General features: G+C 46.3%; 14 protein-coding genes and 1 pseudogene. 7 read left to right on the top strand and 8 right to left on the bottom strand.

Annotated elements, in window-relative coordinates:
• The first annotated feature begins 154 nt into the window (after window positions 1-154).
• The gene (locus FC83_RS10470; RefSeq protein WP_268744907.1) at window positions 155-934 is read left to right on the top strand and encodes a threonine/serine exporter family protein; all 780 of its coding nucleotides are present in this window, start codon (window positions 155-157) and stop codon (window positions 932-934) included.
• A 9-nt stretch (window positions 935-943) separates the two neighbouring features.
• Complete coding sequence (locus FC83_RS10465) at window positions 944-1,408, top strand: threonine/serine exporter family protein (protein WP_035456093.1); 465 nt, start codon at window positions 944-946, stop codon at window positions 1,406-1,408.
• Between the two features lie 220 nt (window positions 1,409-1,628).
• On the opposite strand, the gene FC83_RS10460 is transcribed toward FC83_RS10465, so the two are convergent.
• From FC83_RS10460 to FC83_RS10450, 3 genes are read right to left on the bottom strand one after another with little or no spacing between them, the layout of a single operon-like run.
• Window positions 1,629-2,540 (bottom strand): alpha/beta hydrolase, encoded by a 912-nt coding sequence (locus tag FC83_RS10460; protein WP_035456092.1) that lies wholly within the window; start codon window positions 2,538-2,540, stop codon window positions 1,629-1,631.
• Window positions 2,533-3,909: a PTS transporter subunit EIIC gene (locus FC83_RS10455; RefSeq protein WP_052005112.1), complete on the bottom strand. Its 1,377-nt coding sequence runs from the start codon at window positions 3,907-3,909 to the stop codon at window positions 2,533-2,535. The genes FC83_RS10460 and FC83_RS10455 overlap by 8 nt, the downstream gene beginning before the upstream one ends.
• Before the next feature lie 26 nt (window positions 3,910-3,935).
• A complete protein-coding gene (locus FC83_RS10450) occupies window positions 3,936-5,597 on the bottom strand; it encodes an acetolactate synthase large subunit (RefSeq protein WP_200868881.1) in 1,662 nt (553 codons plus the stop codon).
• A 263-nt stretch (window positions 5,598-5,860) separates the two neighbouring features.
• On the opposite strand from FC83_RS10450, the gene deoD reads away from it, so the two are divergent.
• Window positions 5,861-6,565, top strand: coding sequence for a purine-nucleoside phosphorylase (gene deoD, locus FC83_RS10445; protein WP_035456090.1), 705 nt, complete (start codon window positions 5,861-5,863; stop codon window positions 6,563-6,565).
• 468 nt (window positions 6,566-7,033) lie between these two features.
• A pseudogene (locus tag FC83_RS17605) lies at window positions 7,034-7,510 on the top strand (C40 family peptidase); the annotation flags it as partial.
• A gap of 59 nt (window positions 7,511-7,569) precedes the next feature.
• Here FC83_RS17605 and FC83_RS10435 read toward each other — a convergent pair.
• The 4 genes from FC83_RS10435 to FC83_RS10420 are packed head-to-tail and all read right to left on the bottom strand — an operon-like array spanning window position 7,570 to window position 12,471.
• Entirely contained in the window at window positions 7,570-8,505 is a 936-nt protein-coding gene (locus FC83_RS10435; protein WP_057002749.1) for a sce7725 family protein, read from the bottom strand.
• 3 nt (window positions 8,506-8,508) lie between these two features.
• The gene (locus tag FC83_RS10430) at window positions 8,509-9,213 is read right to left on the bottom strand and encodes a hypothetical protein (protein ID WP_035456086.1); all 705 of its coding nucleotides are present in this window, start codon (window positions 9,211-9,213) and stop codon (window positions 8,509-8,511) included.
• 9 nt (window positions 9,214-9,222) lie between these two features.
• Complete coding sequence (locus tag FC83_RS10425) at window positions 9,223-10,050, bottom strand: Cof-type HAD-IIB family hydrolase (protein WP_035456083.1); 828 nt, start codon at window positions 10,048-10,050, stop codon at window positions 9,223-9,225.
• Window positions 10,051-10,083: 33 nt separating this feature from the next.
• A complete protein-coding gene (locus FC83_RS10420) occupies window positions 10,084-12,471 on the bottom strand; it encodes an ATP-dependent DNA helicase (RefSeq protein WP_035456080.1) in 2,388 nt (795 codons plus the stop codon).
• A gap of 139 nt (window positions 12,472-12,610) precedes the next feature.
• Between FC83_RS10420 and FC83_RS17325 the strand changes: the two genes are divergently transcribed.
• Genes FC83_RS17325 through FC83_RS10405 form a run of 3 tightly spaced genes read left to right on the top strand, consistent with a single transcriptional unit; the run spans window position 12,611 to window position 14,592 of the window.
• Window positions 12,611-13,348 (top strand): hypothetical protein, encoded by a 738-nt coding sequence (locus FC83_RS17325; RefSeq protein ID WP_057002748.1) that lies wholly within the window; start codon window positions 12,611-12,613, stop codon window positions 13,346-13,348.
• A gap of 18 nt (window positions 13,349-13,366) precedes the next feature.
• On the top strand, window positions 13,367-14,215 hold the full coding sequence (locus tag FC83_RS10410) for a sulfite exporter TauE/SafE family protein (protein ID WP_035456074.1): 849 nt from the start codon (window positions 13,367-13,369) through the stop codon (window positions 14,213-14,215).
• Window positions 14,212-14,592 (top strand): DUF1634 domain-containing protein, encoded by a 381-nt coding sequence (locus FC83_RS10405; RefSeq protein ID WP_035456071.1) that lies wholly within the window; start codon window positions 14,212-14,214, stop codon window positions 14,590-14,592. Before FC83_RS10410 ends, FC83_RS10405 begins: the two co-directional genes overlap by 4 nt.
• Window positions 14,593-14,669: 77 nt before the next feature.
• Here the strand turns inward: FC83_RS10405 and nrdF are convergent, their stop codons facing one another.
• Complete coding sequence (gene nrdF / locus FC83_RS10400) at window positions 14,670-15,641, bottom strand: class 1b ribonucleoside-diphosphate reductase subunit beta (RefSeq protein WP_035456043.1); 972 nt, start codon at window positions 15,639-15,641, stop codon at window positions 14,670-14,672.
• Window positions 15,642-15,672: the final 31 nt, after the last annotated feature.

Here is a 15,672-nt window from a genome sequence, read left to right as displayed (position 1 = left end):
TTACGCCGAGCGTAGTTGGTGGGAAACTGCCTGCGAGGGTAGGTAGTCGCCGCGCTAATTGATAAGTTATACGGAAACCAGTTGGTTTCCGTATTTTTTTCGCTAAAATTAGCTATAATGGAGTATATGACAAAAAAAGGAGGGCCCCAGTGTGATTGAAGAACAATTGGCCAGAGGGGATTTGGCCAATACGAATGAACTATTTGCCGCCTGCTTATTGGCTGGCAAAATCATGGTTGAAAGTGGCTCAGAAATGTATCGGGTGGAAGATACCATGCGTCACATTGCCAGCCACGGCGGTGTCTTAGAGGCACAAATATTTACCACCACCACGGTCATTACCATGGGCACGATCCAAGGGGCAAATAGTCAACTGATTCAAATTCAAAGTCGGACATTAGATTTAGAAAAAGTAGCCCGGGTCAACGCAGCTTCTAGAGCTTATACGGCGGATGCCCTAGATTTAAATCACTTGATTCAGCGCTTGCACCAAATTGACCAACATGCGCCGACTTTTCCCCCTTATCTGCAATTTCTCAGTGCTGGCGTGGTCAGTGCTACGTTGATGATTTTGTTTTCTGGGGAGTATGATTGGTTTGATTTACCCATGGCCTTTTTGATTGGGATGTTGGGTTTTATGGTGAGTTATTACATAGACCGGCTGATCAAGATTAAATTCATCAGTGAGTTCACGGCGGCTTTGGTGATTGGGGCCTTGGCGGTGTGGTCGGTGGGCTTAGGGGTTGGCCATAGTATGAACAATATCATTATTGGGGCAGTGATGCCGCTGGTTCCTGGGGTACCTTTGACCAACGCTTTAAGAGACTTATTAGCGGGTCATTTAATGTCCGGGATGAGTCGTGGGGTGGAAGCTTTGTTAAGTGCTGGCGCCATTGGCACCGGGATCGCTTTGGTGATCCATTTTATTCAGTGAGGTGTGTACATGAACATTTGGGTCGTTTTATTGATACAAAGTAGCTTCAGTTATTTATCTACTCTAACTTTTGCCATTATTTTAAATATTCCCCGGCGCAGTTTGAATACCTGCGCTTGGATCGGTTGTTTGGGCTGGTTGGCTTATTGGACCCTTTGGCAATTAGGCAGCGGTAAATTGATTGCCAACGTGGTGGGGGCTTTTATGATTGGTTTTGTCAGCATTATCATGGCGCCTATTAAGAAAACACCGACGTTGTTGTTTAACATCCCGGCATTGGTCCCTTTAGTGCCCGGTGCCACCGCCTTTGAGGCCGTGCGTTACTTTGCATTGGGTAAGTCTGAAGCGGCCTTTGCTTACCTGTTAACGGTCATTATGGTCATCGGGGCTATTTCCATCGGTTTTATGATTGCCCAAATGCTGGGCCAGTTTTTACACCCAGTGGAACAAAAGAAAATTGACAGAACACCATAAGCGTGTCATACTGGGTACTTGCGATGAGCTGTTACCCGCGAGAGCGGGTGGAGTAGCAGGGCATGCGTTGGACTTATTGGTCTAACACTCAACGGATTTTTGAGCAGTGTCTGTGTCAACGTTGTTGTGGAGCAACCTGACACTACGGCCTGTGGGTCGTACTGCATTGAAATAGCCCTTTAGTCGGGGTTGACCTGACTAAAGGGCTATTTTTTTTTAGTTATTTAGAGCTGCTGTTACGAGAAGCTGGCGTATTAGGGCCACCAGCACCGCCATTAGGGTTATTTGGATTAGCCCCATTTTGATCGCCATTTAAAATGTATTGGCTGATCAATTGAACGATTTGGCGGTTTTGGGGCAGACTGGAGTGTTGGGACTCACTGCCAGTGACGGTGATTTCGGTATAGTGTTTGACGGTATTTTGATAGATATATTTACCAGCTTGCACACTTTGTACCGGCACGATACCATCATCGTTATAATCCTCCGTACCAGCTACTGAATACATGGTCAGATCCTTAGGCAATTTACTTTTTGCTGCAATAAAGTCACTTAACATCTGCGTACGATTTTTCGCTTGTTTTTCACTGAAGTTATACGGCGTGCCGATGGTCATTAAAGTCTTAATGGTCAGGTCGTTGGCGTTGAAATAGTGCTCTAGGTAATAGGTATAGATCAGACCACCATTGGAATGCCCAATACCAGAGAAGTTATTAAAGTGGTATTGGTCCACCAGATAGTTCATAGCCTTATCAAACCAAGAAGCCTGCAGTTTGATATTGTCATAACCGTCTTTGTTATCTTCAAAACCTACTACGATAAAAGGCTGCCGATCCCGGCGATTGATTTTACCGGTGATGCTGAGCTTGCCACTTTTTTTGACAGTGATCTTTAATAAACTATGATCCCGATTATTAGTATTTAATAAACTGATCAGTTCGTCAAATCGGTTTTGCGTAGCACTGCTTCCCGGGACGAAAATAACGGGGGACATCTGGGAATTGTGTACGATACGGGCACTGGTGACTGTTTTTTTCATCCAACCGGCGCTGGGAATGATCATACCAAAAAGTAAGATGGCCGTTAAAGCCAAGGCACCAATCAATTTCAAGGGTCGCTTTAATTTAGTCATGGCTTAACACCTGCTTTAAAGGCTGTTGCAAGGCCAGATCGACATCTTGTTGGCGGATATGTTCCAATAAAACAACAAAGGGGTAATAGACCATGACAGAGACACCAAGGCATAAGAAGCTGACCAATAGGGCCACCACATTGCCATTGGTCCCCAAGTATCCCAATAAAAAGCTGGGGGTGGTGCCAGGGACTTGGTAAACAGCAGGGGGCATCCATTGGAAATTGATGAAGATCCAGGCGATAAACATGGAAATGAGCGGTGAGAGCAAGTAAGGGATGAATAAAATCGGGCTGAACATGATTGGCACCCCTAACAACATGGTATCGTTAATGTTGACTAAGCCGGGAACAATACTAAATTTGGCAACTTGTCTTAAATTTCGATTTTTTGAGATAAGCAGAATACATATAATTAACGCCAAAGTCATACCAGTCCCACCAAAATTACCATAAGTATCATATAAAGTATGCAATGTGACGGGATTGGGCACTGAAAACAAGTTCTTGGTGCTTAAGGCGTGGTTTAGATTGGCGGCCCCCATGGTATTATTCACATTTTGAGCCAAGACATTTAAAGGCCCGGAGATGCCCAATAAGGTCATGAAATTATTCAATACAGTAATGATCACGATTAGAACTGTTCGGTGGGTAAAGTGATTGGGCGACACCAAAACTGCGTCGTACAATAAGCCACTTAAATTTTGTTGTTTAGAAAAACTAAGCAAGAAGCCCAGCAAAGTCATCACTAATAAAATCGTACTAACAGGGAAAATGGCCCGGATGCCCCGATTGGTGAAACTGTTGACATCTGGGGTATATTTGGGCTTATGGTGTTGTAAGTAGCGTTGATTGAGCTTAGCCAGGCCATGATAGCTATAAGCAATCAATACACCGATGACGATGCTCAAGAAGATGTCTTTAAATCCTAAATTATTAAAATTAATTAGATTGTTAAAATTATCCAAAGAAGCCCGCCGCGCATTGAAATTATAATTTAAGAGCATAAATGATAGAAAGCCGCAAATGCCTACGATATGGTCGTCGTCTTTTAACAAACTGGCCAAATACTTCGCCACGAAAAAGACACTCAGTAATGCGATCATATTGATGGTGAGATTGGTAATGGCCGATAGTGGTTGGCGGATCGCGTTGTAGTGGGGCAGCCAGGTGGGAATTTTATAAACACTGGCAAAGAAGCCATCGGGGGTAAAGACTGCTAGATTCAAACTGCGAATAATGGAGCCAATGACCACAAAGGGAAATAAAATGGAGAATGTTTGGCGAATAGCCTCATAAATCTTGATTTTTTTAATACGAATGCTTAAATCCAAACCAAAGGTAATGAGGTGATTGATTTTTGCAATCATAAAATGATCCCCTATCCTGATGACATTTATAATTTAATCGTCAAGCTGCCTAAGCGATTGATCAACTTCATATTTTCGGAATAGTCCACGGGTACAGAGATGATATGGACGCCCTTGGCAGCGTCTAACGCAGATTTCAAGGTAGGCAAGAGGTCTTCAGATTTTTCAATTTGATAACCAATGGCCCCGAAACTGCGGGCTAATTCTACGAAATTTGGATTGTCAAAATCCACTTGAGAATGATGTTTCAAACTCATATCCATCTTCCATTTGATCAAACCATAAGCATTGTCCTGCCAAACTAAGACCACCATGTGAATGTGTTCGCGGACGGCAGTTTCAATTTCTTGGACATTCATCATAAAGCTGCCATCGCCCATCACCGCTAATACCCGACGATCTGGGGCGGCTAATTTGGCCCCAATGGCTCCTGGCAGCGCCCAGCCCATGGTGGACAAGCCGTTATCGATGAGACAGGTATTGGATAGGTAGGTTGGAAATAGCCGGGCCATCCACATCTTCACGGCACCGGTATCCACTAAGACAATATCATCATCTTTCATGGCCGCCCGGGTATCGGCGACAATACGCTGGGGCGTCATGGGAAAGTTGGTGGCGGTACTGTGGGCTTCTAACTCCGTCGTTAACATTTTTTTGATGGGTAGTTTAATTTTAGGAAAATGCATATTTTCCTGGGCCAAAGCATGGGTCAAACGTTCCAAACTCTTGGGAATATTAGCCACAATATTTAAAGTCGTGTTGTAATGGGTATCGGGATCTTCCCGGAACATATTGATGTGTAAAATCTTTTTATCACCGTGAGGATTGATCTTCACCGGATCGAATTGCTGAATGGAAAAGCCCACAGCAATGATCAAATCTGCTTGGTCAAAGGCATAGTTTTCATAATCATGTCGCATAAAGCCAACAACGCCTAAGGCATGGGCATTGCGGTCACTGATGGCACCTTTGGCCATGAAAGTGGTGGCCACGGGGATATTGAAGGTTTCACTAAAAGCTAACAACTGGCTTTCGGCATGTTTTAAAACCACGCCATGGCCCGCCAAGATGATTGGATGTTTCGCACTGGCAATCAGGTCCACGGCTGCCGCGATATCTTCTTGGGTGGGTTCGGTTACGGAAATCGGCGGAATGGGTAGGGGTTGAAGCTCTTCTGGCGCCGTCATTTTCTCAATATCTTGGGGGAGGGCCAAATAAGTGGCCCCGGGCCGGTCCCGCTCAGCTAATGAAAATGCTTTACGGACCATTTCCGGTACAGCTTGGGGGGAGAGGATCATTTGCGACCACTGGGTGATGGGGGCAAACATGCTGACCAGGTCAATGACTTGGTGGGATTCTTTATGGATCCGATTTAACCCTCCTTGGGCGGAAATAGCCACCAAGGGTGTAGAGTTGGTTTGGGCATCGGCGACCCCTAGGGTCAAATTAATGGCCCCCGGGCCCAAGGTTGCGGTACAAACACCGGCATTGTTGGTGAGCCGACCATAAACACTGGCCATAAATGCCGCGCCTTGTTCATGTCGGGTCAATATGAATTCGATACCATCTGCTTTGTCGATGGCATCCACAAAATGAATATTTTCTTCGCCAGGGATGCCAAAAACGTACTGGACCCCTTCATTTTTTAATGTATCTACCATTAATTGGGCAACTGTTTTTTTTGCCATGGCCAAAACTTCCTTTATTTTTTGATGGTCCATAAATATTATCAGGACGCGTTTGGTGCTTATTGCGATTAAAAATATAGACAAAAATACAACAGTCTTAATTAATTCTTAACCTTAGATTTGATATACTAGGAATTAACTAAGGTATTTTCATTAAAGTTAAGATACCTCAGTCCCTCTGTATGATATTTTCCTGCTTTCATTTTAATGGTATTTTAACCGAAAAGATAGTCTATTCTGTATAATGTGCGGGGAGGATTTTAATGAGCAATCATATTGCAGCCAGTGCCGGGCAAATTGCCGACAGTGTTTTGTTGCCCGGCGATCCATTACGGGCTAAGTTTATTGCTGAAAACTATTTAAGTGATGTCCAGTTGTATAATCAGATCCGCAATGAATTAGGCTATACCGGCGTTTATGCCGGCCAGCGGGTTTCCGTGCAGGCCACGGGCATGGGGATGCCTTCTTTGGCTATTTATGCCACCGAATTGATGCAAGACTATGGGGTCAAGCGCCTAATTCGCGTGGGGACAGCTGGTGGGTTGGCCCCGGATTTAAAGCTGCGGGATATCGTGTTGGCCCAAGGGGCAAGTACGGATTCTAGTATGATTCAAAATACCTTTGGCCAAAGTATTAATTTTGCACCCTTGGCAGACTTTGAGCTCTTACATAAAGCGTACGCGCAAGCAACTGCTCAAAAAATTAATGTCCATGTGGGGAATGTTTTAGGACAAGATCGTTTTTATGATGATGAAATTAATTTTCAAAAATTAATTGACTATGGGTTACTGGCTGCTGAAATGGAAACACCAGCCTTGTATTTGTTAGCGGCCAAATATCATTGTCAGGCCTTAACCATTTTGACCATTAGCAATCATATCATCACTGGGGCCAGTACGACCCCGGCAGAACGGGAGACGACTTTTGGCACAATGGCGGGTTTAGCATTAGATACGTTAACAAAATAACACTAAATTATGACCGAAAAAGCTTTAAAATATGACTTAATTCTTAAGAATGTGTTAAAATGGTTATGAATTCGTTAAGAACTTACAATTTCTTTAAGATTTACACTTACGAATAATACTTGTTGTTGGGGAGGATAATTAATGACACATAAAAGAGCACTTTTGACAGTTTCCGCAGGTATTGCCGGTTTGGCAGGTGTTGCTTTAGCTACTGCAGGGCAAACAGATACTGCACAAGCTGCGACACAAACCGCAACAATCACTTATAAAGATGGTGGGACCACTGTGTGGGGCACCACTGATTACACGCAACCGAAGAGCTATGTTTCTTATCAACAACAAGTTGATGTCTATGGCTCTAAGACGGTGGGGAGTACCACTTGGTATTTAGTTGGTGACAACGCTTGGATTCCCGCTGAATATGTAAGCTTGAACAATCAAGCGGTGGAACAAGCCCCTAAACCCGTTGAGGTTGCCCCATCTAATGATCAACAAACACAAAATACCACCAATACACAGACACCACAGACACCAACCAATACACAAACACCGGCAACTGACCAAAGTGCTGGCACGACGGATCAAACTAAGGCACAACAAGTGATCGCCTTAGCAGAGCAACAGATTGGCAAACCTTATGTTTGGGGCGGCAAAGGCCCGGCAAACTTTGATTGCTCGGGATTAATGCAGTATGTCTTTAAAAATGCCGCTAACGTTGATGTGGGTGGCTGGACAGTTCCCCAAGAATCAGCTGGCACGCAAATTGCTGTCAACCAAGCTCAACCTGGGGATATGCTATTCTGGGGTGATAAGGGAAGTACTTATCACGTGGCTTTATACATTGGCAATGGCCAATATATTAACGCCCCAGTGCCTGGGAAGAACGTTGAAATCGATTCGATTTCACCTTACTTTGCCCCAAGTTTTGCCGTTCGGGTTTTGTAATATTAAAAATAATTACCATTCAAAAAAACAGCGCAATGACCTACAAATTAAGTTGTAAGTTATTGCGCTGTTTGTGTCTGCAAAAAGCGACTCACCAGTTCAAAGTGATGAGCTAATAATAGTTTTTTCACGGTACCAAAACCAGGATTTTTATCAACTTCAAAATGGGTCAGCAGCGTTTTTAACGCGGGCGTTAAGCTGTTTGCCCGGGGATAGTGGGCTACAAAGCCCCGAAGCTTTGCCAGGGCATCTAAAAATTTTTCTTTTTGATGGCCCATGCCGCCATCGTCAAAGGAGACAAAGTGGCGTAAGTTTAAGGTTCCCATATCTGTCAGCAGCATCAAGTGCAAGACTTGCCGACGTTGAGGCGCCCCATATTCCGAATAATAACTGCCCATGATAGAGAAATCTCCACAACCCACAGCCTGAGGATACAGCTGGCCTACAGTCAGTAAGGTTGAAAAGCTGGTTTCCGGCTCAACTAAATACACGTCAAAATCAGCTTGGTAGTCAAAGGGGTCATTATAGGTCACCGTGGGTAAACCCAAGGGGCCCACTAAAGCGCGAAAGCGGGCTTCATCCGGGATCAACAAGCGCTTTGGGGCCAGCTGAACCAGTTGGGCCAGGTGGCTGGCTAAATAGTGATAATTGGCGCAAATCAGGCCGTAGTTTGGACTTTGTATCAGGGATTTTGGCGTAAGCGTGGGGTCAAAATATTGAAACTGCCAAAAATTGGGATGGTTTAAAATGCTGGGCTTTAGGGGATGGGCCTTGACGGTCAACAGGGCATAATCCCCTACCACCGGATTGGTGATGAAGCCCAAGGGCCGCAGGTTTAACCACAGGCTTATATTTTTATTGAGACTGCTGATATCTTTCACCGGTTCAATGATGGGAAAGAGGTGCTCGGTCAAGGCCGGCACTTGGGTCACGGTCTGCAGGGCCAGCAGGTCGTATTGGCGTCCCCGTAAAATGGGATAATAATCATAAGACATCGCTTAATTGCCCCCTGGTAATTGAAGCGGCTGGTGGGTTTTTAGCGCCCAGACTTGCTGCAATAATTTGATATTTTCGGCTTTTAAAGCGGCGATTTCTTCAGCTTGGGCACTTTGGGCTTGGTCCAAGCTATCCGCTAAAAAGCGCTGATAACTGTTGTGGGCTAAGGTATCCAGGCGGCCTTGATCCCGGCGCTTGCTCAGTTCCGTGAGCAGTTGTTGGGTATTGTAGTTTTTCAAGCCATTGGTCAGACGCTTGGCTTTGTCCACTTCCCGATTTAAACTCCGGAGAAAATGTTGGGCTAATTGGGTTTCATCTAAGCCTAGGGTTTGTTTAGGGGCTTTTTTATAGATTGTCAAGGTCCCCGGTACTGGCAGACGTCGGGTTTGCCGCAGTTCAGGGGCATAATAGTCAAAAACCAAAATGCCAATATTGTCTGGCACTTCAGCCAGCACTTGGTCTAACAAATGGCTGGGGAAGACAAAGTAATTATAGTGGCCCACAAAGGATAACTTGGCCTTGGAGTGAAAGTCATTTTTCGTGACCTTCAGTTCAAAACAAGTGTAGGCTTGCTCACTATCTTGACTTAGCGTGTCCACGATACCTAGATCGTCAGGGAGTTTGACTTCTTCCACCACCACTTGATTTAAAGCCCGGCAGTAATAATAAAGGGTGTGTTCCATATCTAAGGTTTCAATTGTTTTCATTGCTTAAATTTAAGACTCCTTTGTAGGATTCAGGGCGAATTTATGGATGGCAGCCGCTAAACCCCCGGTATCGTTGGTACCGGTGACATGATCCGCCTGGGCTTTAGCAATCGCTGTGCCGTTACCCATGGCCACCGCCGTGCCGGCAAAGGCAAACATGGCCAAGTCGTTGCCCGCATCCCCCACGGCCATCACAGCTGATGCTGGCAGGGCCAGGTTTTCAGCCAGTTGAGCCAGGGCAAAGCCTTTGTCCACACCTGGAGCCATGACTTCTAAGAAGTTTGTTCCAGCCCGAATCACGGAAAATTCTTGGGTAAAGGTTGCCATGACCGCTGGTTCAACCCTATCCAGTAAGGATTTATCCCCCACAAAAACGCCCTTGGCGATGGCGAAATCCTCCGGCAGTTCAGCGGGTTGGCGGACTAAAATGCCCGCTCGGTTTTCCACGGCTTGGACCGCGGTGATGAAATCAATATTGCGGTCGGCGGTATAAATGGTACTGTGTTCATCCAAAACGTTAAAGGGGATGTGGTGGGCTTGGGCAAATGCCGTGAGCTGGGTATAAACGGCTTTTGGTAACAATTGTTTCACGAGGATTTCACCGTTGACCTGGGCCACCACTGCCCCATTGTAGGTCACCACGTATTGATCCGGGCCATAGATACCTAGCTGGGTCAAATAAGGCTGGACCCCTGCTAAAGGCCGCCCCGAGCACAAAACGATTTTGATCCCCTGGGCCAGGGCTTTTTGAATGGCGTTCACCGTGCTGGGCAGGATTTGGTGGTGGGTGGTAAGTAAGGTGTCGTCGATATCAATGGCAATCAGTTGAATTGTCATAATGTCCTCCTGTCGATAGTCATCTAACCAGAATTAGGCCGGTTCGTGATCGGCCTTAGCAGGCTGTTGCCAAAAGGTCGTCACGGCTTGTTGCAATTCACCCGGATTATGGATCACTTGAATTTGGGCAGGCCAATGGGCGGGGAAATATTGTTGGTAGCTGGGGTTTAAAAAACGCTGATCCAGCAATAAGACAATGCCCCGGTCGTTGACTTGGCGAATCAAGCGGCCGGCAGCTTGGAGCACGTGGTTCATCCCCGGGAGTTGGTAGGCATAGGCAAAGCCTTGGTGATTTTTGGCATCAAAATATTGTTGCAGGGTATTTTTTTCTAAGGATAAACCCGGCAGCCCCACCGTGACCACCGCCACGCCAATCAAGCGCTGGCCCACCAGGTCGATGCCTTCAGAAAAGATCCCCCCTAAGATGGCAAAGCCCACGAGGGTTTTCGCGGGGGCGTCTTGAAAGGCCCCTAAAAAAGCCTGGCGGGCCGCTTCGGGCATGTTGCTTTGCTGTTCAATGGTGGCCACTTGGGGATGGGCAGCCTTAAAATCGGCGGCTACTTGCTGCAAGAGGGCATAAGAGGGACAAAATACCAGATAATTACCGGTCTGGCCGCTGATCAGGGTGTGGATTCCCGCGACGATTTTAGGCAAATTCTGTTGGCGGGCTTGATAAGTGGTTTTAATATAGGTGGGAATTAAAATACGCTGGTGGGCCACTGGAAATGGCGAGGCCAGGCGGTACACCAGACTTTCCGTGTTCCCGAAGACTTCTTGATAATAGGGCATAGGCGACAAAGTCGCGGAAAATAACACGCTGGCCTTGCCCTTAGCTAGGGATTCGGCCACGTGCTCGGCGGGATCAAAGCACAGTAACTTCACCACATTGGGGGTTCCTGGGCTGATTTCCGTGGCAAAGGTGTCATCATAATAATCATAGATTCGGGTGAAGCGAATGGCCCCTAAATAGAAGTTCAACACCGCTTTAGCCAAGAGGGTGTCCCCTTGTTCCTTTAGCCAGTCATGGGCCCGTTCAATAAAGCGCCCTAAGGCATCCACCAAGTCCAAAGGTGGATCAGGTTGGGTGAGGGGCTGCTTTTGATTCACGGTCAAGGTCGTAAAGGCGTCCAGGATTTGATTAAGGCTCTTTTGCAATTTCTTATCCAGTTTTTTTAAGTGGGGCAGGGCCGCTAACTCTGCTAAGATGGGCGCGATCTCCCCATCCGTGAGGGCGGTGGAATACATACTCCGGGCTCGCTCCACCAGGTTATGGGCTTCGTCCACCAAAAAGACACTATCCGGGGCCTTATCGGCAAAGAAACGCTGTAAATAAACCAGGGGATCAAAGAGATAGTTATAATCACAAATCACCACATCACAAAATAGGCTGGCATCTAAGGCAAATTCAAAGGGACATAATTGGTGTTGCCGGGCATACTGTTCAATGGTGGGCCGATCCAATTGGTTTTCATGGTCTAATATATCCTTGAGGCCGGTTTTGCGGCGGTCAAAATACCCCTTGGCAAAGGGACAGTGTTCTGGGGTACAGATCCGTTCATCCATAAAACAAATTTTATCCTTGGCGGTCAAGGTGACGGCTTTTAGTTGGGCCCCTTTAGTCGCCATTTTCACCAAGGCTTTTTCCGCCACGTGGCGGGTACTTTGTTTGGCGGTGAGGTAAAAAATCCGGTTGATTTCTGATTCCCCCATGGCCTTAACCGTGGGAAACAGAGTAGCCATGGTTTTGCCGGTACCCGTGGGAGCTTCCACCAACAGGGTCTGATTTGTGAGGATGGTTTTGTAGACACTGGTGGCTAAACTGCGCTGCTGATTGCGAAAGGCCGGGAAGGGAAATTTTAACTGTTGGGCAGCCTGTTGCCGCTTAGCTTGCCAGTTGGCTTCAAAGACCAGCCAGCCGGCGTAATCTGCAATGATCGGCAGGGCAAAGGCTTCTAATTCCGCGCGGGTATAGGTCTGCTGGGTGCGGGTGATATCTTTATCTAAAGTTTGATAATAAGTAAGCTGTAGGGTGATGCTGTCTAAATCCGGGTGGGTGGCTAGGAAAAGATAGCCGTAAAACTTCACCTGGCCCCAATATAAGGCTAAGGTCCCCGGCTCTAATTGGGCAAACAATGTCTCGGATGTTTTGATTTCATCAATGGTATAGGCCTTGGTTTTAGCATCTCGGAAGATGCCATCCGCCCGGCCGTCGATGGTGATTTCCGTGCCATTGCTGAGAGTATAGGGCAGTTGCAGCCGGACTTCTTTGTCATAATTTTTCGGAGCACGTTTTTGCAGCATTTGATGAATTCGGGTGCCTTCTAAAGCGGAATGCTCCGAGCTAGTGGTCCGCTGGTCAATGCTACCGGACTTTAATTCAAATTCCACGATGGTCCGGACACCGATTAATTTTTTAGCCATGGTTATTGTTCCTCCACAGGGGCTATTATAACAGATGACTGTAGGGTAAAACGTTATCTTTGTGAAATCTGTTTGATGAAAGCTGGCCAGTACGTTATGATGGATTTGATTGTAATCAAATAAAATTAGGAGCTTGATGATGGATATAAAAGTACAGGATTTTGTGGATCGTATTGAAGCCAATACCTACACCCACTTTGAAGCAACTAAAAGCGACGCGGTCGCCAACAAAGACGGGATTGAAGCCCTGTTAACACCCGCTTTAGCAGCGATCAGTGAAGCCGTGGCCACCGGACATTTGGCCCAAGCCAAGCTAGTCCTCACCGGTAAAGCCAACGTGGTCTATCGCTTGGAGACCGGCGTGGTGAATCTGCCCTTTGAAAATACTAAAAAAGTCTTTCAGTTTTATGACCTCGAAGAAACGGTGCCGGTGCGGATTTATCTCATCACTGAAGCCGAAGACTTGAACGCTTCCGGATTTCGCATTGATGAAATGGGGACCGCTGATGACCTGATGACCAATGAGGCCGCAGTGGCGGCTAAAATCAACGCCCAGGCCAGTGAACAGTGGACCTATGTCAATGCCCACTTAGGGGAAGTCGCTGCGGCTAAAGAAAAAGCTGCCGCTGCCTTTAAAGCTAAACAAGCCGCTGCTAAGAAAACCCCGGCTAAAAAGACCACGGCCAAACGGACTACCACGCGGCGCAAGGCCACGGCCCGTAAGGCGACCACAGCCGCTAAGAAAACCACGACGGCTGCTGCCAAACGCACCACCACGGCCAAGAAACCAACCACAGCAGCGACCAAACGTAGCACTGCTGCTAAGAAGACCACCACAACGCGGCGGACCACAGCCGCTAAAAAATCAACTAACTAATTAGGGGAGCCGAGGAAATTGCTAAATGATGTATTGTTATTAGCAGCTACCGGCTTCATTGCCGGGGTGTTGGGTGCTATTTTAGGCATCGGTGGTGGCATGATCGTCACCCCCGTGTTGACATTGGCCATGGGGGTCAATATCAAATATGCCATTGGGGCCAGTATCATCGCAGTCATTGCCACCAGTTCTGGGGCCACGATTGCTTATCTTAAGGATGAAATGTTGAATTTGAGAGTGGCCATGTTTTTAGAAATCGCCACCTCCATTGGGGCGATTATCGGGGCATTACTCACCGGGGTGGCCCCCACTAGTTTTTTGTTCGTTTTGTTCGGCGCTTTATTGGTATTTTCCAGTTGGAATATGATCCGCAAGCTCCGGGGAAAAAGTGACAGTGTGGTGAACATGCAAGATGACGACCTGTCCAAAAGATTGAAACTAGATGGCGTCTATTACGACAAGGCCGTGGACAAAGAAGTGCCTTATCACGTTAAAAACGTTCCTGGAGGCTTTTCCATGATGTTCGGCGCTGGCTTTGCCAGTGGTCTGTTAGGGATTGGCTCTGGGGCCTTTAAGGTCATTGCCATGGATACGATCATGGGGATGCCCCTAAAACCTTCTAGTGCTACCAGTAATTTGATGATGGGGGTCACGGCGGCAGCCAGTGCTACGGTTTATTTCTTCAATGGTTCCATCAAGCCAGAAATTGCCGCCCCCTTGGCTTTAGGTATCTTAGTGGGGGCCACCTTAGGCTCACGCTTGATGCAACACTTACGGGCTAGAGTGATCCGCATGATCTTCATTCCCATTATTTTATACATGGGCGTCCAAATGGTCTTACAAGGATTTGGGGTGAAAATTGGATGAAACAGTCTAATGAAACCAAAGCCAAAGAAATGCATGACGTGGAAATCCTTATTGGCCAAATTTTACGAATTGGGGTCATTATCTCAGCCCTAGTGATTTTATTCGGCTTAATTTTATTGATGATCACCCAAACCAGCGGCTATCCCGGCAATGTATTTCCAGATAAGCCCAGCGTGATTTTACAAGGGGTCATTGCCTTAAAACCCTTTGCGGTGATGATGTTTGGCATCTTCTTGTTGATTCTCACCCCCGTTTTGCGGGTGGTGGTGTCTATTTACGCCTTTGCCAAAGAGGCCGATTATCTCTACGTGGTGATCACCACCATTGTTTTGATCATTTTGGCCATTTCCATGGTGGTAGGATATTTTGGCAGATAAAAGTTAGTGATAAAAATACGCCCCATGAAGTTCAGGTTCAACCTGAACTTCATGGGGCGTATTTCAATAGTTATGCTTTATTTGTGTAAACCAATATTGTAATCATCATCGCTCATGGCTTCCACATGGCCTAATAAATAGCCATTCCCTACTTGGGAGAAGAAGTCATGGTTGGCTGTCCCAGTGGATAGGCCGTTCATCACGATAGGGTTCACATCATCGGCGGTATCGGGGAACAGGGGATTTTGACCCAAGTTCATCAAAGCTTTGTTGGCATTGTAACGCAAGAAGGTCTTAACTTCTTCCGTCCAACCAATATCGCCGTATAACATATCGGTGTATTTTTCTTCATTGTCATACAATTTGTATAACAAATCGTACATCCATTCTTGGAGTTTTTCTTGTTGATCTTCCGGTAATTCATTGAAGCCTAATTGGAATTTATAGCCAATATAAGTCCCGTGGACGGATTCGTCCCGGATGATCAATTTAATAATTTCGGCTACATTGGCCAACTTGTTATTGCCCAAATAATACAATGGCGTATAAAAACCTGAATAAAACAAGAAGGTTTCCAAGAACACACTGGCGATTTTCTTTTCCAGTGGGGTGCCGTTTTGATAGATATCGTTGACGATTTCGGCTTTCTTTTGCAGGAATTCATTGCTATTGGTCCAGTCAAAGATTTCATCGATTTCTTCAGACGTATTCAACGTACTGAAGATAGAAGAATAACTTTTGGCGTGGACGGATTCCATAAATTGGATATTGTTGAACACGGCCATTTCTTGGGGTGTGCGAATATCTTTGCGCAGTTGGTCGATGCCATCCTGGGATTGCAGGGTATCTAATAGGGTCAAGCCACCAAAGACGTGGCCCACCACGGTTTTTTCTTGGGGACTGAGGGTGCGCCAGTCATCTAAGTCATTGGATAAAGGGATCCGGGTATCTAACCAGAATTGTTCCGTCAGTTTTTCCCAGGTGGATTTATCGATTTGATCTTCGATGGCGTTCCAGTTAATTGCTTTATAATAGGTTTTATCTGCCAATTTTTATTCGAACCTTTCTTTTTTAAAACGG

The sequence above is a fragment of the Agrilactobacillus composti DSM 18527 = JCM 14202 genome, assembly GCF_001436375.1.
Classification (GTDB): domain Bacteria; phylum Bacillota; class Bacilli; order Lactobacillales; family Lactobacillaceae; genus Agrilactobacillus; species Agrilactobacillus composti.
The sequence above is the reverse complement of the archived record's forward strand: the minus strand, read 5'-3'. Positions and strand labels throughout refer to the sequence as shown.

Coding starts and splice junctions, on each gene's coding strand:
- deoD (WP_035456090.1), top strand. CDS start 5,861: ATGAGCAATCATATTGCAGCCAGTGCCGGGCAAATTGCCGACAGTGTT.
- FC83_RS10435 (WP_057002749.1), bottom strand. CDS start 8,505: ATGTCTTATGATTATTATCCCATTTTACGGGGACGCCAATACGACCTG.
- FC83_RS10430 (WP_035456086.1), bottom strand. CDS start 9,213: ATGAAAACAATTGAAACCTTAGATATGGAACACACCCTTTATTATTAC.
- FC83_RS17325 (WP_057002748.1), top strand. CDS start 12,611: ATGGATATAAAAGTACAGGATTTTGTGGATCGTATTGAAGCCAATACC.
- FC83_RS10450 (WP_200868881.1), bottom strand. CDS start 5,597: ATGGCAAAAAAAACAGTTGCCCAATTAATGGTAGATACATTAAAAAAT.
- FC83_RS10460 (WP_035456092.1), bottom strand. CDS start 2,540: ATGACTAAATTAAAGCGACCCTTGAAATTGATTGGTGCCTTGGCTTTA.
- FC83_RS10425 (WP_035456083.1), bottom strand. CDS start 10,050: ATGACAATTCAACTGATTGCCATTGATATCGACGACACCTTACTTACC.
- FC83_RS10465 (WP_035456093.1), top strand. CDS start 944: ATGAACATTTGGGTCGTTTTATTGATACAAAGTAGCTTCAGTTATTTA.
- FC83_RS10405 (WP_035456071.1), top strand. CDS start 14,212: ATGAAACAGTCTAATGAAACCAAAGCCAAAGAAATGCATGACGTGGAA.
- FC83_RS10420 (WP_035456080.1), bottom strand. CDS start 12,471: ATGGCTAAAAAATTAATCGGTGTCCGGACCATCGTGGAATTTGAATTA.
- FC83_RS10455 (WP_052005112.1), bottom strand. CDS start 3,909: ATGATTGCAAAAATCAATCACCTCATTACCTTTGGTTTGGATTTAAGC.